Consider the following 16295-nt stretch of genomic DNA (forward strand, 5'->3'; position numbering starts at 1 on the left):
GCCATGTCAGAAGCTGATCTTCGAGCCAATCAGCACCAACCGCACCCTGCTGTTCCATCCGATACCGAACCATTGCAGTCAAATTTTGCTGCTGGGGGTTTTGAGCCGATCGCCCCCCATGCGACAGACACTCCCGCAAGAGTTCCCCAACAGCCAGAAGAAGACTGGCAAACAGTAGATTTTCCCAACGCGATCAGCGTAGATGCAATTCCCACAAAACCTGAAACAAAAAATTCGCAATCTCAGACACAGCCGACCGAGGCGGGCTCGCCCCCGATTTCAGATCATCTAAAAAATCTGCTTAGCAATGCGGAAGAGGCTAAGGGCAAAGGATCGACCCCAGTCACCCTAATGCAAGCGCTGCACGAATGCAACCGCGACCTTTTGCAGCGCCTCGCCCAGCTAGAAACAGCTCTCGAAGAGTCCCAAAACACCTTGCAGAACCGCGAAAGTTTGCTAGAACAGCGGACAGCAGAACTCGAAAATACTCAAGAACAATTGACGCGGCTGTTTGGCAAAGTGGAAATTTCCCATCAAACCCTCCAAGGTCAAGAAATTTTAGTTGAGAGTTTAAGAAGTCATTTGGCAACCAGCCAAGCCAGGCTAGCGACTGTTGAGCGAGAATGTGCGTCTACTGTGCAGCGCTACAACGAACAGTTACACCAGCTAGTAACCACAGAAAATCTTTGCAGGGAACTTCGATCGCGCTTGCACCGCCAGCAGCGCCACACCCTGCAATTCAAAGCTGCCTTGGAAAGAAGTCTGGAGATGCCGCAAAAGTCACCGATTATCTACCCGCCTGACCGTGCAGAGGATACCGCCAGCGCCCAATTAGAATCTTTGCTCGCCGCGGTTAAAAGCTCTCAGGTTCCGCTGCCGCCAGCTTTGAACGCTTCCCCCGTCCAACCTTGGTCGGAACCAGCACAGAATCCAGAGGCAGTGGCTGCTGCCGATGCTATCGACCCTGAATCCATAGCAAATCAGGAACTCAACCAATTAGCCCGCGCATCCGGCATTCAATTGCAGGAGAGCGAAACCTACCAGCCTCAGGAGCCGGCAACTGACTCGGCCCCTGCTGTTGCGGAACCTGAACTGCCGGTGGCTGAGTCTGAACCCGAAACTGCTGCTGTCAAATTAGGCAGCCCAGAATTGGCACCGATTGTTGAAATTTTGAATTCAGTTGAAACCTTTGGCATTCAAGAAGTGCGATCGAGTGCGGCCAAACCTACAGCAGTCGCACAACCCGACTGGCTGACCTTGATTGCCAGTCCGCTGCGGTCTTCTAAAAAACGTCGATCGCTAGCTGAAATTGAATTGCCGAGTTTTCGATAGCGCACTGAAGTTGCTAGTTTTGAGTCAAAACTCAAAACTCTTTTCTCCCCTTCCCCATGCCGTAGGTGAGAGCATAGCTGCTAGTCAACAGCCACAGCCAAACAGCAGGATACCGGGGTTCCAACCAAGGTTGTACCCTGCGCGCGAAGCTGGGAAGCCATCCGAACAGCCAACTGGCCAAAGCCAGTAGAGTAAAATTCAAGTAACTTCCCAGCCAGCGCCAAATATCCCCCAAACTGACAAAATCTAAAATCCACAGCAGCAGAGAAGGATTTTTTCCGGCTGCTTCGATCGCCAGTCGATTGAAAGTTAGCCAGTCGGTTTTGTCTTTGATAAAAGTTTCGGCTACAGCGAGTTTTTGCCCTGCCAAAATACCAAAAAAGGTATTGAGAATTGAATTAATTCTTTGGGGTGGCAAACTACGACCCGTGGGAACCATCATGCCTTTAGAAAACAGCCAAGTTACTGAAACATTGCTCTGGTAGGCGCGAATTTGGTTTAAGTGATTTGCAGTCAACAAATTGTGCTTTAATGCTGTATCCAAAAGGTCTGTTAAGCGGAAAAGATTGCGGACGAGGGAGCCGAAGCCGGTGAAAACGAGAGGAGATTGCAGGGATGCTGCATCGCCGATCGAGATTAGGCGATCGATCGCCACGGCTCGATCGCTGCTGTTGGCGCTAAAATGCCCGGGAATATAACCAAAGGTCGGCTTTTTCCACACCAATTTATCGACATCGCAGCGGCGGTATTCCGGTAAAATTGCGAAAAAATCCTCGTACATTTCCAGCAAAGAACCGGGATTCTCGGGATTTACGTGATGGTAGTGAAAGAGATAAACTGTAAGTTCTCCGCCAGCGCCGGGAAATAACTCCCAAATGAGCTGGCGGCCGCGGGAAATGTCGCCGTGACTGTAGAGCACATCCCCGTACTCCGAATCCCAAACCCCAGCCTCAAATCCTCCGTCTATGACTGCTCCCACCGTCGGACAAACGCTCTCAAAAGCCCGCCCTCCGTTCAATTGCCAAGCGATGGGAGAAGCCGAACCCATGGCATCGACCAGCAGCCGTCCTAATGCAGTGCGATCGGCTTTGGTGGGCAAGTGGCGGCCCTGAAATACTACTTTTTCCGCTTCAACATCAGCTCTAATAAAATCCGTTTCATCCCATATTTCTCCGCCAGCTTCTGTTAGCTTAACTCCCGCCAAATAGAGAAGTTTTTCGCCGTCCAAAGCTACATTTAGCACCTTCGGCGTGTGCAGAACAGGTGCTTGAGCAACGGGCGGATTGTTAGCATCAAAAAACTTGTTGTAGCCATCTTTATATTCTCGGGCAATCAACGTTTCGATTTCCGCAGCAGTAAATAAACCCAAATCAATTAAGCTTTGAATTTCGTCCCGCGAAATATTCCACTCGCGATTCATCCGCCCGAAAGGCATTCGCTCAACTAGCAGCACTCGGTAGCCCAATCTCGCCATGACTGCGGCGTGAATCACTCCCAATGCCCCGCCAATATAAATTAAGTCGTAAAAAGTATCGCCAGAATCGGACACCAAAATCGTGTCTTCTTCCTTCTTCCCTCTTCCTTCTTCCCTCTTCCCTGTTCCCTCTTCCTTCAAAAACACTACTTGTTTTGGCGTTTGAGGATTGCGAGTGCCTTCGCGCCAACGCTGCTCCCACCAGTAGACGCGCTTGAGGTCGTATTCGCCTTCTGGCATTTTTTGGAAGTATTTGACTGTCAGGGGGTAATAGGGGGCAAGAGCGTCAAAAATTGACTGTTTGGAGAGGTCTATGACAGGGGGTTCCGGGTAGCGATCGGGAAACTTGTTTCTCACAGCAAGATTCAGAGCTTGCAGGAACTTTCTTTCTCCAACGGGCGCGTCTTCTAGACGAAAGACTTTTAAATAAGTTGTGCGCTGTACTGACCAGACAAAGAGGGAAAGTTCTGTCGATCGGGAATTGCCGTTTTGTGAATTGGTGTTAGGGAAGGCGGGTTTTGGATTAGCATTTTGAGTTCCAGACAACACAACCTCGGCTGCTGTTGCGGTTGACAGCAGCCGAAAACCGTCAGGAGTAATAATTTTTTCTCCGATTCCGGGATCGAATTCGTGCTGCAACCAAGTGCAGACCGCTGCTGTATCCGGTGTCGGGACTTCTAGATAAAGAATTTCTTGCATGATTAGGGTCTCAATTCTGAATAAATTAATAAAGATGAGGGAGTTGACAAGGGAGCAAAGTAAGTTATACTCCCGAATACTTATTTAGTTTTAAATAAGTTTACAGTGTTCTCAGATTTTTAGCTGATTCGCCGGAAGCCCCACAGCGGCTGAACATCTACTCCCTTCGGTATGCAATCCTATGAATTATCCCATTCCTACGAATCCTCAAGAAATGATTGCTTTGCGACAGCAGCCGCTGAATGAAGAATTGGTGGCGTCGGCGATCGCGGGTGTGATTCAAATAGCTCGATCGCGATCTCAGTCTTTGGATGATTTGAAGGCTGAGGTACTCGCCGACGACAATCTGCTCGATTTTGCTCAGAGGCTATGGCTGAGCGACATTGTGGCTCAAGCTTGGGACAATTTGCCCTAAATTGTCCGCATCCAAAGGACCCTATAATATTTTTTGAAGCTGCCAGGAACCAAACCCGCCAGCCAATACATTGACAATTAAATTATTCAGAACCCAACGCTACCAGGATTTACCAAATTTTAGAATAGCTTTTTTTGGAGGTGGCAACTAATTCGATCGCAGGCGAGAAAGAAAGCTCAAAATTATGCTGAAATCATTTTTTGCTACGCAAAAAGGTAAAGCTGCGATCGCGATGATTTTGTCAGCCGCTTTTTGGGGGCTGGGTTCTGTCCTCAGTAAAGGAATTTTAGAATATATTCCTCCTCTAAAATTGGTAGAAGTGCAATTGACGGCTAGCGTTACGCTTTTGTGGATCGTTACCCTCAGTCACCCTGGCAGCAAACGCGAATTACTGCCCAAATTATTTGACCGCCGACAGGCTTGGAAACTGCTAATTCTGGGATTGCCAGGATTGTTGGAACCCGGTTTCGGATATATTTTTTGTATGCTGGGACTGGCAAGGACGAGTGCCAGCAATGCAACTTTGATTGGTGCGATAGAACCAGCAATTGTTATTTCTATTGCTTGGATATTTCTGGGAGAATCGGTGGGATTTTCTTTGTTATGGCTTTCTAGTCTTAACATTATTGGTGCGATCTTGACAGTTGGATTTGACAGCAATTTAAATGCGAGTTCTCTAATAGGAGATTTGCTCGTAGTGGCGGGTACTGTTTGTGCTGCTGTGTATGCGGTGCTGTCGCGTAGGGGTGTACAGCAACTTTCGGCACTGCCTTTAACTGCGATTCAGCAGAGTTTTGGTTTGATGTTGGTGCTTGTGATTTGCTGGTTGGCATCAGGGGAAAGTACAGTGTTTTATTTTGCTGGAAGTCAGGCAATTTTGGGTTTGGCGATCGCCTCTGGAATTCTCCAGTACGCCGTGCCTTATTGGCTTTACCTTGTCGGGCTGAAAACTATTTCGGCAAGTATTGCTGCACAATTTTTAACGCTGATTCCAGTGTTTGGGACTGTCGGTGCTTATGTGTTTTTGGGCGAAAGGTTGACTTTGATGCAGGGTTTTGGGATGGCTTTGACTTTGACAGCAGTTTTTTTAATTGCTAGGTTGCGAAAAGATGAATAAGAACTGACATCAGAAGATCGTACAACTTGGCGACTAACGCAACTCTACTTCTCGCTTGGCTTCTGCCAAAACTCGATCGCCCCGCATCAACCGGTATTCGGCCCGCCAAACTCCGGGAGTCAAAGGAGAATTTGTACTGTTTCTTTTGCCGACATAACCCAACCAAGTACGGCTGGGGGCTTTAATTTCATTGGTTTGATCGGCGATGGTTGTGCCGTTGGGGGCCAATAATTTGTATTGTTCCCGATCGCCCTTGAGCACTCCGTAACTTTGCACCCAAAACAACAAAGCTGGACTGTTTGCAGGGAGTTGAGTCTCGGAAAATTGTCCTTCCCAGACAGCGTTGATATCGGGTGGCTTATTGGCAAAACCGGCCCGAATTAAACCTGTGGAAATATAGTCTAGAGGCTTGTCCCAAATTGGATTGCGGGCGATGTTGCAGCCTACATTCGCGTCGGGGCCGACAAACGGATCTACGGGTTTGCCTTGATAGCGAAAAGTTACGTGTACGTGGGGGAAAGAAGCCATCCCAGAGTTTCCCACCATGCCCAAAACTGTGCCTTTTTCTACCTGCATTCCCGGTTTGACGGCAACGCTGCCTTTGCGGAGGTGGCAGTATTGGGCTTCCCAGCCTGCGCCGTGGTCGATTACCATGCCGTTGCCGCATTCTGTGCCTGCGATATTGGCTTTGTCTGTATCGTTCTGTAAACGCCGATCGACCACACCATCTCGCGATCGCAAAACTTTGCCGGCAGCGGAGGCAATAACAGGTACTCCTCTTGCCATTGCTTTGGCGTCGGGAATCGCAAAGTCTGTACCGTCGTGCCCGTCGTAGGTTTGACGCCCGCAGCCAAAATCGACGGCAGTGGGGCCGGGTTCTCGATCGAAATACAGCAATACAAAACAGTCTTTGCCTAGGGTACAGCCTATCGGCTGGCCGAATTGCGGGTTGTTCGGCTTTTGGGCGACTGCGGAAGAGACGAGACGCTGGGCGATCGTGTGGGCTTCGGCGATCGGGGCATTAACTCCGGTTGTGTTCGCACAGCTAGACAGACTTGTCAACCCCACGGTCAACAAAATTGCAGAAAGGTATTTTTTTGATAGTATAGTCATTCGCCCGTTGGATGTAAAAGCTGAGGTGGGTAGTGAAAAATCAATTAATGATTCAGAATAGAGGGGATTAAGAATCTAGACGATTGGTAAGGCTTTTTCGTTTCCTATATTTGTTGTATTATTTTAAGTTTGAACTTTTAAAATTTTAATTACTTGAAGAATGCGCTCTAAAATTCGATCGCTCATTTCGATCATTCGGCTGGCCGGCCTTGCTGTTGCTGCTTTGGCGATGTGGGGATTTGCCACCATTGCCGAAGAGGTCTTGGAAAAAGAAAGTTACGCTTTCGATACCTCTATTTTACTAGCTCTGAGGAAATTGCACACTCCGCTGGGCGATCAAATAATGCTGGGCTTTACCTTTTTGGGCGAGCCGAACTTGCTGCTAGTGATTTGTCTGATGTTGGGTATTGTTTTGCTAGCGCGCAATCACCGATCGGAAGCTACAACTATTGCGTTCGCGGGTGGGGGGGCGATCGGTTTAAATTTACTGTTAAAAAAACTTTTTGCCCGCGCTCGACCTCAACTTTGGGAGCGCGTTGTTGATGTGAAATTTTACAGTTTTCCTAGCGGACACGCGATGATTTCAATGGTTATTTACGGTTTGCTAGGATATTTTTTGGGTTCCCGCTTTCCCAAGCAGCGCTGGTCGATTTACAGCTTGACAGTTGTATTAATTGCTGCTATTGGTTTGAGCCGACTTTACCTAGGAGTTCACTGGCCTACCGATGTTATTGCTGGTTATACGGCTGGTTTGGTGTGGCTGATTACCTGTATTATCACTTTGGAAATATGGAAGGAATTGCGTTCTTTGACTACGGCTTCTAAAGAGGAGTTTTTGTCACCTGAAAATTCTCAAGAATAATTTTTAAATTTCTACTCAAGACTGACTGTGAGCTTTTCGGTAAAACACATGGCAATTCCTTTTTCGTAGTAAGCAGCCTCGTTAATGAAAATGGGATAAACGGTTGATTTACCTTCATACAAGACCGACTCACCATCCAAGGTCAAAAACATCGGATCGCCGGGATTTAGGGCTTCATAATCTCTGGATTGCAGATGAGGATGAATCATTGCCTGAATTTCTCTGTTCTCGTTTCTGGGATAGTCGATCGCCCCAATGGTGTGATAAATAGTCAGGGGATTATTGACAGCAAGCATTGTGCCTTGATTGTAGGCTTCTACGCAGTCTAAGATTGTGCTAACTACTTGCTCAGTTTGCTGAAATAAACACGCATCTAATACGCCTTGCGGGACTGCACCAACTTCGAGCGTACCGCCTAATTCGGAAAGCGATCGCAGCAAAGGACTATCATGATTCTTGGTTGTAGAAGCGAGTACCTTGAGGTGGGGATGCACAGAGGTTAAATAAGCTGCTAGTTGCAGGTTAAATGGATGATGGCTGGCGAGAATAAATGTTAGCCCCATGTTGGACGTGGTGCTGTGCAAATCGATAATTAAGTTGGGCAGATGAGTGTTTTTTGAGCTAAAAATGCCGTAGATTTCTTTCGCCCGCTGCGCTTCATAGCTGGAGAGATGGGGATTTTCTAAATCTTCCTGTCGAAAGCAGCGGTTGAGGTCGATATCGACGTAGCGTGTCACGATTTCGCAAGCTTTGGGATTGGCTAGCAGGGTGATTGTTTCAAAAGTCGATCGCCCAATTAACTCTGGCGCGCGATCGAATTTCTTCACGAGGTAAATTCCTGTGAGTTCGTTTCCGTGGGTTCCTCCCACTATGGCAACACGTTTAATTTGGTTCATAAACAAATAAGTTCCTATCGCAACTGCCGCAATATCTCTCGAAGTCTGTTGACTTGAGATTAATAACGTCTTACTATCCAGACTAGCTAAATTTTTAGTATATGTCCAATATTTAATTAAGTAGTAAGCTATATTTAAAAGATATAGTAGTGGCTAATTAATGGAACTTCGACATTTGCGGTATTTCATTGCAGTAGCAGAAGAGTTGAACTTCAGTCGCGCTGCGGAGCGTTTACACATGGCACAACCTCCTCTCAGCCAGCAAATTATGGCACTGGAAAATGAGATTGAGGTGCAGTTGTTCGATCGCACCAAACGACCCCTTCAGTTAACTTGGGCAGGACAGGTTTTTTTAGAAGAAACTCGTTTGGTCTTCGCGCAGGTGGACAATGCTGTCAAAACCGCAAAACGCGCCAGTCGGGGAGAAATCGGGCGTTTGATTGTCGGTTTTAACAGTTCAATGGCAAACTGTTTGTTGCCTGAGATCTTGCGAGTTTTTCGCGATCGATTTCCCAAAGTGGAACTGACGTGGCGGGAATTAGCAACATCGCTGCAATTGCAAGCACTGCGCGATCGGCATTTGGATGTTGGGTTTTTCCATTTAATGTCATCAATGATTCAAGAATCGGATTTATGTTCAGTGACGATTTGGCAAGAACCTTTGATTGCGGCACTACCAGAAAATCATCGGTTAGTTAACGAAATTCAAGTTTCTTTAAAAGAACTGGCACAGGAATCTTTTATTCTTCCCTCTCGTCGATTTGCGCCCGGTTTGTCAGAACAAATAGAACATTTGTGCCAACAATTTGGTTTCTATCCTAATGTTATTCAAGAAGGGACAATGATGCTGACAATACTCGGCTTAGTCGCGGGCGGCGTGGGAATTGCTTTGCTGCCGGCCAATGCTCAAAATATTCAACGGAAGGGCGTTATTTATAAAAGTATTGCGGAATCTACGCCAACTGTTCCGATGGCAGCGGTATGGAGGGCAGACGATAATTCGCCCATTTTGCGCGAGTTTTTGGAAGTGACAATGGCTATGGCAAAATAGGTGAGATACAGCCGATAAATTACAAATTACCAAAAGGTACCTCCCGACTCAAGAAAACCGCTGTAGTATTATAAACTATCTGTATAGCATTTATCGAGGTGTTGCCATGCGGAAAATTGTACTATTCATTGCATCTAGTCTGGACGGTTATATCGCTCGCTCGAATGGCGATATTGACTGGCTGTTTACAGACCAAAATTACGGTTATACTAAATTCTTAGATAGCATCGATACGGTTCTCATGGGTCGAAAAACTTACGAACAAGTTCTAACTTTTGGCGAGTATCCGTACCAGGAAAAAAAAAGTTATGTTTTTACGAAAAATCTAGATTTTCAAGGCACTTCTGATGTCGAAGTGGTAACAGATTTAGAGAGTTTTGTCAATGATTTGCGCTTGCTAGACGGCAAGAATATTTGGTTGGTGGGAGGTTCTCTGCTGATTCGCGATTTCCTGAATCAAAACTTTGTCAACGAAGTGATTCTCTCGGTTCATCCGCTTATTTTAGGCGAGGGAATCCCTTTATTTGTTAATCCCCTAAATACTACAGCTTTGCAGTTAACTGGATGTCAGACATATAGTTCTGGTATGGTTCAGCTATCTTATGATGTCGCGACTTGAGGGCGCACCCAATTGCTAAGTCGCTTGTAAAATACTGTCAGTTGATTATCAAAAAACGTAAGATAAAACTTAGTAATCTGGCTGATGATGAAATGTGTTTGCTGCTTTTTGTTATTAATATCTTTTTTCTGCGTCGTGCTTCCTGCTGAGGCATCTGTATGCCGCAATTATCAAGGACGCGAGATTTGCATTGTCGATATCAAACGCAGTGCGAAAAATTATTGGGAATACAGGGTAATTCTGAGTGTTGATGGAGTTAAACAGCCTCTGCAAGTCTACAATTGCCGCGATCGCACTACAGTTAAGAAAGATGGAACAGTTTTGGCGTTTGGACAAAACAACCCTGGTGAAATCGTCTGCCGTTTTTTTAATCAGAAATAAGTAAATGAAGTTATTGTAAGGTGCGCTTCGGGCTGAATGTGGCAACCACAAACTCAAGAATTTTTCCCGAAGCGCAGCCTACGGTTAGAATTTGCCGTCTACTGCTGAAACGCAGCGTTCGCAAATTAGCGGATGTTCGATCGACTCTCCGACGTGAGTAGAGTAGTTCCAGCAACGATCGCACTTTTCGCCGTCTGCTTTCACTACACCAATCGCCAACTCGGGAGACTGATAACTGTAAGGCAATTCTTGCAGAATTGCATTCGATTCTACCAGTTCCACTTCCGAAGTAATGAACAAATACCGCAGTTCGTCTACACCCTTGCCGATCATTGTAGAATCCTGCGTTACAGCTATTTCAGCAGGAATTTCTGGTTTGGGTTCGATCGCAACTAATTCTGCTGTCGGGATTTCAGGTGTTTCTACAAACACTTTTTCGGCTGGGGCTGTTTGTGCGATCGCCTGTGTTTCTACAAGCACAAGCGCTGTATCTAATGCCGGTGCGAGTACCATCGCCTTTGTTTCTGCAAGCACAAGCGCTGTTGTCCGCCCTACCACATCTGCTGTCAGCGAATCAATTTGTTCGGCAATTTCTTGACGGTTGGCGGCAAACAACAAGTGACGGAAAGCAAACCAGATTGTAAATAAGATGCCGATGACTTCCAATAGGCTTCCCAACACCGGAATTTGATTCATCGTATCCAAAATCGCCAGCGTTACTCTGCCGGTTATCAACACAGAGGCTAACAGCCCAAGTGTTACCAAAACTTTTTGGTATTCTATAAAAAAGTTGCCCGCGTATTCAGGCAGATCCGCCACAAACTGGACGCTTCGATCTAAGATTTGCTGCCAATCTAAAGCCGACGGTTCAGGGGCAGAATACTGTACGATCGCAGAAGATCGATCGCCCTTTTCTGCGATCGTTTCCGCCTCAACATAAACTGTGTTTTCTGTCAAGACTTTGGCAACTTTTGCCGCTTGTTCTTCCTGTTTATCTTGTGCTGCTTTTGCTTTCTCCTCTGCGGCTAACTCGATGACTGAATTTTGCGATCGCACATAATCCACCAATTCTTCGCTGCTGGGATTTAAAGCTTGCAATTGCTGCCTTTTCTCAACATCGGGAACGTACACCAAAACCTTAGCTTCCAAAGAAGAACCGATCGCCTTTTCAATCCTGGCTTTTTCCAAAACCTTGTTAACTTCGCCGCGCACTTGCCGCAAATACTGCCAGCGAGTAGCCAATTCTGGATTGTGCCATTTTGCATCAATTTGCACCCAGCCGGCTTCAAATACTGACTTGTACGGAGTCGGATAGGGAAGGTACTGCCAAATATCCTCGGCCATGTGACACAACACAGGTGCGATCGCCCTTGCTAAATTCTCCACAGCAATTGCAATCACCGTCTGACAACTGCGGCGGCGAAGGGTATCTGTCGCGCTGATGTAAAGTCTGTCTTTGGCAATATCCAAGTAAAAATTCGACAAATCCACCGTACAGAAATTCTGCACAGTTTGGAAGAATCGCGAAAATTGGAAGCTGTCAAAAGCATCTTGAACTTCCGCAAATACTTCGCCCATTCTGTGCAGCATATAGCGATCGAGTTCCGGCAATTCCTCGTAAGCAACGGCATCTTTTGCGGGGTCAAAGTCGTGCAAATTGCCCAGCAAAAACTTAGCTGTATTGCGAATTTTGCGGTAAACATCCGACTGCTGTTTGAGAATGTTTTTGCCCAAAGGCACATCAGCCGAGTAGTCTACCGAAGACACCCACAACCGCAAAACATCGGCTCCGTATTCCTTAATTACGACTGCCGGATCGACGACATTTCCTTCAGATTTGCTCATCTTGCGGCCTTTTTCATCCAGCACAAAACCGTGAGTCAAAACTGTTTTGTAAGGAGCAACGCCGTTAGTTGCTACACTGGTCAGCAAGCTCGATTGAAACCAGCCGCGGTGTTGGTCTGAACCTTCCAAATAGATATCAGCAGGATAGTTTAATTCCGATCGACCTTTGGCAACTGCAGCCCAAGAAGAACCGGAGTCAAACCACACATCCATCGTGTCTGTACCTTTGCGGTAAGTGTGGCCGTTATTGCGGTAAGATTCCGGCAGCAATTCATCGATCGACAATTCCCACCAAGCATCCGAACCTTTCTCTGCAAAGATGGCTTGCACGTGGGCGATCGTTTCTTCATTTAACAGCGGTTCGTTGGTTTCTTCGTCGTAGAATACGGGAATGGGAACGCCCCAAGTCCGCTGGCGAGAAATACACCAATCCGATCGATCGCTTACCATTGCCGTGATTCTATTTTCCCCTTGGGCGGGAATCCAATTCACACCGGCGATCGCTTTTAAGGCTTCATCTCGGAACCCTTCAACGGAGGCAAACCACTGTTCCGTCGCCCGAAAAATAGTCGGCTTTTTCGTGCGCCAATCGTAAGGATAAGAGTGAGCGTAACTTTCCTCTTTAATCAAACAATTTGCCTCAGCAAGGGCATCAATCACTGCGGCATTGCCGTTTCCGAGGACATTTAAACCTGCAAACTGTCCGGCTTCTGCGGTGAAATTTCCGTTCTCGTCTACGGGCGTTAAAACTGGCAAACCGCAGCGTTTTCCGACGATAAAGTCTTCTTGTCCGTGCCCCGGTGCGGTGTGCACCAATCCTGTCCCGGAATCAGCGGTAATGTAGTCACCCCCGGCAACGATCGGACTTTCGCGATCGAACAGTGGGTGTTTGTAGATGCAGCCTTCTAATTCTTTGCCTTTGAAGGTGGCGAGTATTTTTAATTGAGTGTTAAAAGTTGCCGACAGCCGATCGACCGCATCGACAGCTACTAACATAAATTGTTGTGCGATGTGGGAATTTGCCGGCGGTTCCACCACCGCATAAGTCAGTTCGGGATTAACTGCGATTGCCAAGTTTGCCGGAATTGTCCAGGGAGTAGTCGTCCAAATCGCCGCCCAGAGGCTAGGCATATAGCGCTTGAGCTTCGTTTGCAGGGATTTTGACAATTTTTTCACATGAAAGCCGACGTAGATGCTGCGTGACGTGTGACCTTCGGGATATTCCAATTCCGCTTCGGCGAGGGCTGTTTTCGAGCTCGGGCTCCAGTGAACAGGTTTGAAGCCGCGGTAGATGTAGCCTTTGAGCACCATTTGGCCGAAAACGCCGATTTGAGCGGCTTCGTATTCGGGTTTTAGGGTTAAATACGGGTGTTCCCAGTCGCCCCAGACGCCGTAGCGCTGGAAGGATTCGCGCTGCTGTTCCATTGTTTGCTGCGCGAAGGCGGAAGCTTTGCGGCGGAGTTCGATCGGGGTAAGATTAAGCCGCTCCTCCGATTTCATGTTCTGCAATACTTTAAGTTCTATCGGCAATCCGTGACAATCCCAACCGGGAACGTAGCGGACTTTTTTGCCGCGCAGCATTTGGTAGCGGTTGATAAAGTCTTTGAGGATTTTGTTGAGGGCGTGGCCGATGTGGAGTTGTCCGTTAGCGTAGGGGGGCCCGTCGTGGAGGATGAACAAGTCGCCTGGGTTATTTTCCGAGAGGCGATCGTAGATTTCTCTATCTGCCCAAAATTGTTGCAATTCTGGTTCGCGCTTGGCGGCGTTGGCGCGCATATCAAACTTGGTTTTGGGCAGATTTACCGTGTCTTTGTAAGATTTAGCTTCCATTTTTGACAAACTTTTTATGTAGTTAGTTGTTAGTAGTTAGCGGTTATTTGAGAGATGATATCAAGTCCGGTTAAATAATCATAATTAAGTTTGTACTGACAACTTTAGTCCTCTCTCGTCCTTGAAGAGCTGACAACCAGATATTCTAGTATAGGCGATCGACCGCACATTCGATCGGAGCAAATCCGTAGGGTGAGCTCTCTTCTCCCTCCTCCGCGCCCTCTGCGCCCTCTGCGGTTAAATACATTCATAAATCTAGGTGGCGCTACTCAGTCAGCCAACTGAACATTTCACCGACGGTGAGATTGAAGGACTCGGCGAAGGTTGGAACGGGGATGCGATCGCCCGGTTCTTCAAAAACTGCTATGGTGCGATCGCGGTCTAACTCGTTTGACGGCGAGTCCGACAGGGATTGAAATCCCTGTCTCATAGCGCAAGTCCTCTGCAATAGGACTGAGGAGGTTGATTAACGTGCAATGCGAAACTCAACATCGAGTTAAATTGAGACTTGCAGTCGGTTTTAACCGACTTTTGCTATGAGACAGGGAATTGATTCCCTGTCGGACTGTAGCAAGCGAGAAAAAGTCATAGAAATATTCCCAACCCGCGACTAACGGCATTTCCCATACGATCGCACAAAGACGCGGCCGGCACTCCCTGTCCTTGCTGTTCCCATTTTTCCACGAGTTGGCGGCCCAGGGGCGTGAGGCGAAAACTGTCGGTAATCCCTTGTCCGTCTACTTCCCGCCGCAACACGCCGACTTGAATCAGCCACAGCAGGGAGTTTTCGGCTACGAGTTCGGATACGGGCGATCGGGTGTAGCCGCTTTCGACACCGGAATTTGAGGCGATCGCACTTAGGAAAACACTGTTATCGCGGATTGTCTGGAAGAAGTGTAATTGAAAAGGGGAACAGCGGACGGCGCGATCGGCTCTTTTGACAGTGCGACTGGGATAACTAATAGATTTAAACGCTTCGGATGGAATAAAAGTCATTGAGAGAAACTGGAAATAGGTACTATATTTTTTATTGTTACAGATTTATAGTCAAAGTGCAGTTGTGAAAAATCTACTAAAGTTATGGGGTTGAACAAAAATGTTTTTAGGCATAAACTTTTCTGAGTTCATAACTGTCTGAGGCTTGTGCATTTCCCATCACCCGGTTTAGAGAAACCCTGGCTGGTAGCTTGAGAGAAGAAGTAGAATGAGCTTAACTGCGTTGGAGAGGAATAAAGATTATGCCTTTACCGAAAGTGCCTCAAAAATTCTTGCCCAAGTTAACCTCAGTTTTTTTATTGTTATACGTGGCGGCAACACTGCCGTTGCTTGCCAATCGCCTCACTTCTTTTGCTTATATTCTTCAAGCGGTTGTGCAGAAAAAGCAAAATGCAGAAAATGAAGCAACAGAGAGTTTGAGGCAGGCGATTCAACCTAATTTTTGGGATGCGACTATTTACCAAACTCTCGGCTTTCACTTAAGCGATCGGGGAAAACCAGAGGAAGCGATCGCAGCTTACCGCCAAGCCGTCCAAATAGATCCAAACTTTGCCACAGCTTATGAAAATCTTGGTGGTGCGCTGTTTTTGCAAGGCAAACCAGATGAAGCAATCTCCGCTTACCGCCAAGCCATTCAAATCGATCCAAACTTTGCCGAAGCTTATAAAAATCTGGGTGGTGCGCTGTTTTTGCAAGGCAAATTAGATGAAGAGCTCGCAACTTACCGCCAAGCCATCAAAGTTAACCCTCAGTGGGTTTGGGCTTACAACAAACTTGGTAATACGCTGTCCTACCAAGGCAAGCAAAAAGAAGCGATCGCAGTTTACCGCCAAGCCATCCAAATAAATCGCAATGATGCCAAAGCTTACAAAAATTTAGGTTGGGCTTTACAGCAACAGGGGAGATTAGATGAGGCGATCGCAGCTTACCACCAAGCCATCCAAATAGATCCAAACTATGCCGAAGCTTATAACAATCTGGGTAATGCGCTGTTCAACGAAGGTCAACAAAAGAAAGCGATATCCGCTTACCGCCAAGCCATCCAAATAGATCCAAACGATGCCGAAGCTTACAAAAATTTAGGTTGGATTTTACATGAACAGGGGAGATTAGACGAGGCGATCGCAGCTTACCGCCAAGCTATTCAACTCAACCTCAAACATACCCAAGCTGACAACAATTTCGCCAAGAGGATAAGTGCATCCCTCCAAAATATTAGGGTTAATTTATTACTCAAAGAAACGGAGAGGCTCTTAGCTAGGCGGAAAAATCCGCAATTTCCCGAAATTCCAGAGCGATTGCCCAGTTTACAAGATGAACCTTTAGTTTCATTAAAGCGGTCTGTTGTTCGAGTTATTATTAAAAATTCTCCCGAGTTACAGTCGGTTACTGGCTGGGTAGTAAAACGGCAGGGAAACAAAGCTTGGATTGTGACCAAGCGCTTTGTGAAAACGACTGACAAAACTAAGCTTCAGAGTGTTCCAGAAATCGAAGTTGAATTTTATAGTAAACCGACATCTGGCGAATTCCGCAAGCGGAAACCCGCTAAGATTGCTAAAAATACTGCTGCCTCTGCTTAGTGGTGCAGAAAACTATTTTTGTTAAGAAGAAAATGACATAACTTTAGAAAATTCAATCCGCCGCTCTAACTTCGCTAGTTTTTTG

The 16295-nt window shown here is 46.8% G+C and carries 14 protein-coding genes; 8 read left to right on the forward strand and 6 right to left on the reverse strand.

Annotation, left to right across the window (positions count from 1 at the left end):
• Positions 1 to 3: 3 nt before the first annotated feature.
• On the forward strand, positions 4 to 1332 hold the full coding sequence (locus tag E5S67_RS07695) for a hypothetical protein (RefSeq protein WP_172186479.1): 1329 nt from the start codon (positions 4 to 6) through the stop codon (positions 1330 to 1332).
• A gap of 31 nt (positions 1333 to 1363) precedes the next feature.
• Here the strand turns inward: E5S67_RS07695 and E5S67_RS07700 are convergent, their stop codons facing one another.
• On the reverse strand, positions 1364 to 3505 hold the full coding sequence (locus tag E5S67_RS07700; protein WP_172186480.1) for an FAD-dependent oxidoreductase: 2142 nt from the start codon (positions 3503 to 3505) through the stop codon (positions 1364 to 1366).
• Positions 3506 to 3686: 181 nt separating this feature from the next.
• Here E5S67_RS07700 and E5S67_RS07705 point away from each other — a divergent pair, with 181 nt between their 5' ends.
• Together E5S67_RS07705 and E5S67_RS07710 are read left to right on the forward strand one after the other, a co-directional pair.
• Complete coding sequence (locus E5S67_RS07705; protein WP_172186481.1) at positions 3687 to 3920, forward strand: hypothetical protein; 234 nt, start codon at positions 3687 to 3689, stop codon at positions 3918 to 3920.
• Positions 3921 to 4104: 184 nt separating this feature from the next.
• Entirely contained in the window at positions 4105 to 5037 is a 933-nt protein-coding gene (locus tag E5S67_RS07710) for a DMT family transporter (protein ID WP_172186482.1), read from the forward strand.
• Between the two features lie 33 nt (positions 5038 to 5070).
• Here the strand turns inward: E5S67_RS07710 and E5S67_RS07715 are convergent, their stop codons facing one another.
• Positions 5071 to 6150 (reverse strand): M23 family metallopeptidase, encoded by a 1080-nt coding sequence (locus tag E5S67_RS07715; RefSeq protein ID WP_172186483.1) that lies wholly within the window; start codon positions 6148 to 6150, stop codon positions 5071 to 5073.
• Between the two features lie 160 nt (positions 6151 to 6310).
• Between E5S67_RS07715 and E5S67_RS07720 the strand changes: the two genes are divergently transcribed.
• Complete coding sequence (locus E5S67_RS07720) at positions 6311 to 7012, forward strand: phosphatase PAP2 family protein (protein ID WP_172186484.1); 702 nt, start codon at positions 6311 to 6313, stop codon at positions 7010 to 7012.
• Positions 7013 to 7023: 11 nt separating this feature from the next.
• Here the strand turns inward: E5S67_RS07720 and E5S67_RS07725 are convergent, their stop codons facing one another.
• Complete coding sequence (locus E5S67_RS07725) at positions 7024 to 7908, reverse strand: aspartoacylase (protein ID WP_172186485.1); 885 nt, start codon at positions 7906 to 7908, stop codon at positions 7024 to 7026.
• 160 nt (positions 7909 to 8068) lie between these two features.
• Between E5S67_RS07725 and E5S67_RS07730 the strand changes: the two genes are divergently transcribed.
• The 3 genes from E5S67_RS07730 to E5S67_RS07740 all read left to right on the forward strand — a co-directional run bounded on the left by E5S67_RS07730 (position 8069) and on the right by E5S67_RS07740 (position 9959).
• On the forward strand, positions 8069 to 8959 hold the full coding sequence (locus E5S67_RS07730; protein ID WP_172186486.1) for a LysR substrate-binding domain-containing protein: 891 nt from the start codon (positions 8069 to 8071) through the stop codon (positions 8957 to 8959).
• Between the two features lie 106 nt (positions 8960 to 9065).
• Positions 9066 to 9578 (forward strand): dihydrofolate reductase family protein, encoded by a 513-nt coding sequence (locus tag E5S67_RS07735; protein WP_172186487.1) that lies wholly within the window; start codon positions 9066 to 9068, stop codon positions 9576 to 9578.
• Positions 9579 to 9686: 108 nt separating this feature from the next.
• Positions 9687 to 9959: a hypothetical protein gene (locus E5S67_RS07740; RefSeq protein ID WP_246276667.1), complete on the forward strand. Its 273-nt coding sequence runs from the start codon at positions 9687 to 9689 to the stop codon at positions 9957 to 9959.
• Positions 9960 to 10043: 84 nt separating this feature from the next.
• On the opposite strand, the gene ileS is transcribed toward E5S67_RS07740, so the two are convergent.
• From ileS to E5S67_RS07755, 3 genes are all read right to left on the reverse strand, one after another.
• The gene (gene ileS / locus E5S67_RS07745) at positions 10044 to 13634 is read right to left on the reverse strand and encodes an isoleucine--tRNA ligase (RefSeq protein WP_172186489.1); all 3591 of its coding nucleotides are present in this window, start codon (positions 13632 to 13634) and stop codon (positions 10044 to 10046) included.
• Positions 13635 to 13899: 265 nt separating this feature from the next.
• Positions 13900 to 14064 carry a hypothetical protein gene (locus E5S67_RS07750; protein ID WP_216670280.1) on the reverse strand — a complete coding sequence of 55 codons (165 nt, stop codon included), beginning with the start codon at positions 14062 to 14064 and terminating at the stop codon, positions 13900 to 13902.
• Positions 14065 to 14219: 155 nt separating this feature from the next.
• The gene (locus tag E5S67_RS07755) at positions 14220 to 14630 is read right to left on the reverse strand and encodes an Npun_F0494 family protein (RefSeq protein WP_172186490.1); all 411 of its coding nucleotides are present in this window, start codon (positions 14628 to 14630) and stop codon (positions 14220 to 14222) included.
• A 242-nt stretch (positions 14631 to 14872) separates the two neighbouring features.
• Here E5S67_RS07755 and E5S67_RS07760 point away from each other — a divergent pair, with 242 nt between their 5' ends.
• Complete coding sequence (locus tag E5S67_RS07760) at positions 14873 to 16210, forward strand: tetratricopeptide repeat protein (RefSeq protein WP_172186491.1); 1338 nt, start codon at positions 14873 to 14875, stop codon at positions 16208 to 16210.
• Positions 16211 to 16295: the final 85 nt, after the last annotated feature.

The organism is Microcoleus asticus IPMA8 (assembly GCF_013179805.1).
In the GTDB taxonomy this organism is placed as follows: Bacteria; Cyanobacteriota; Cyanobacteriia; order Cyanobacteriales; family Microcoleaceae; genus Microcoleus; species Microcoleus asticus.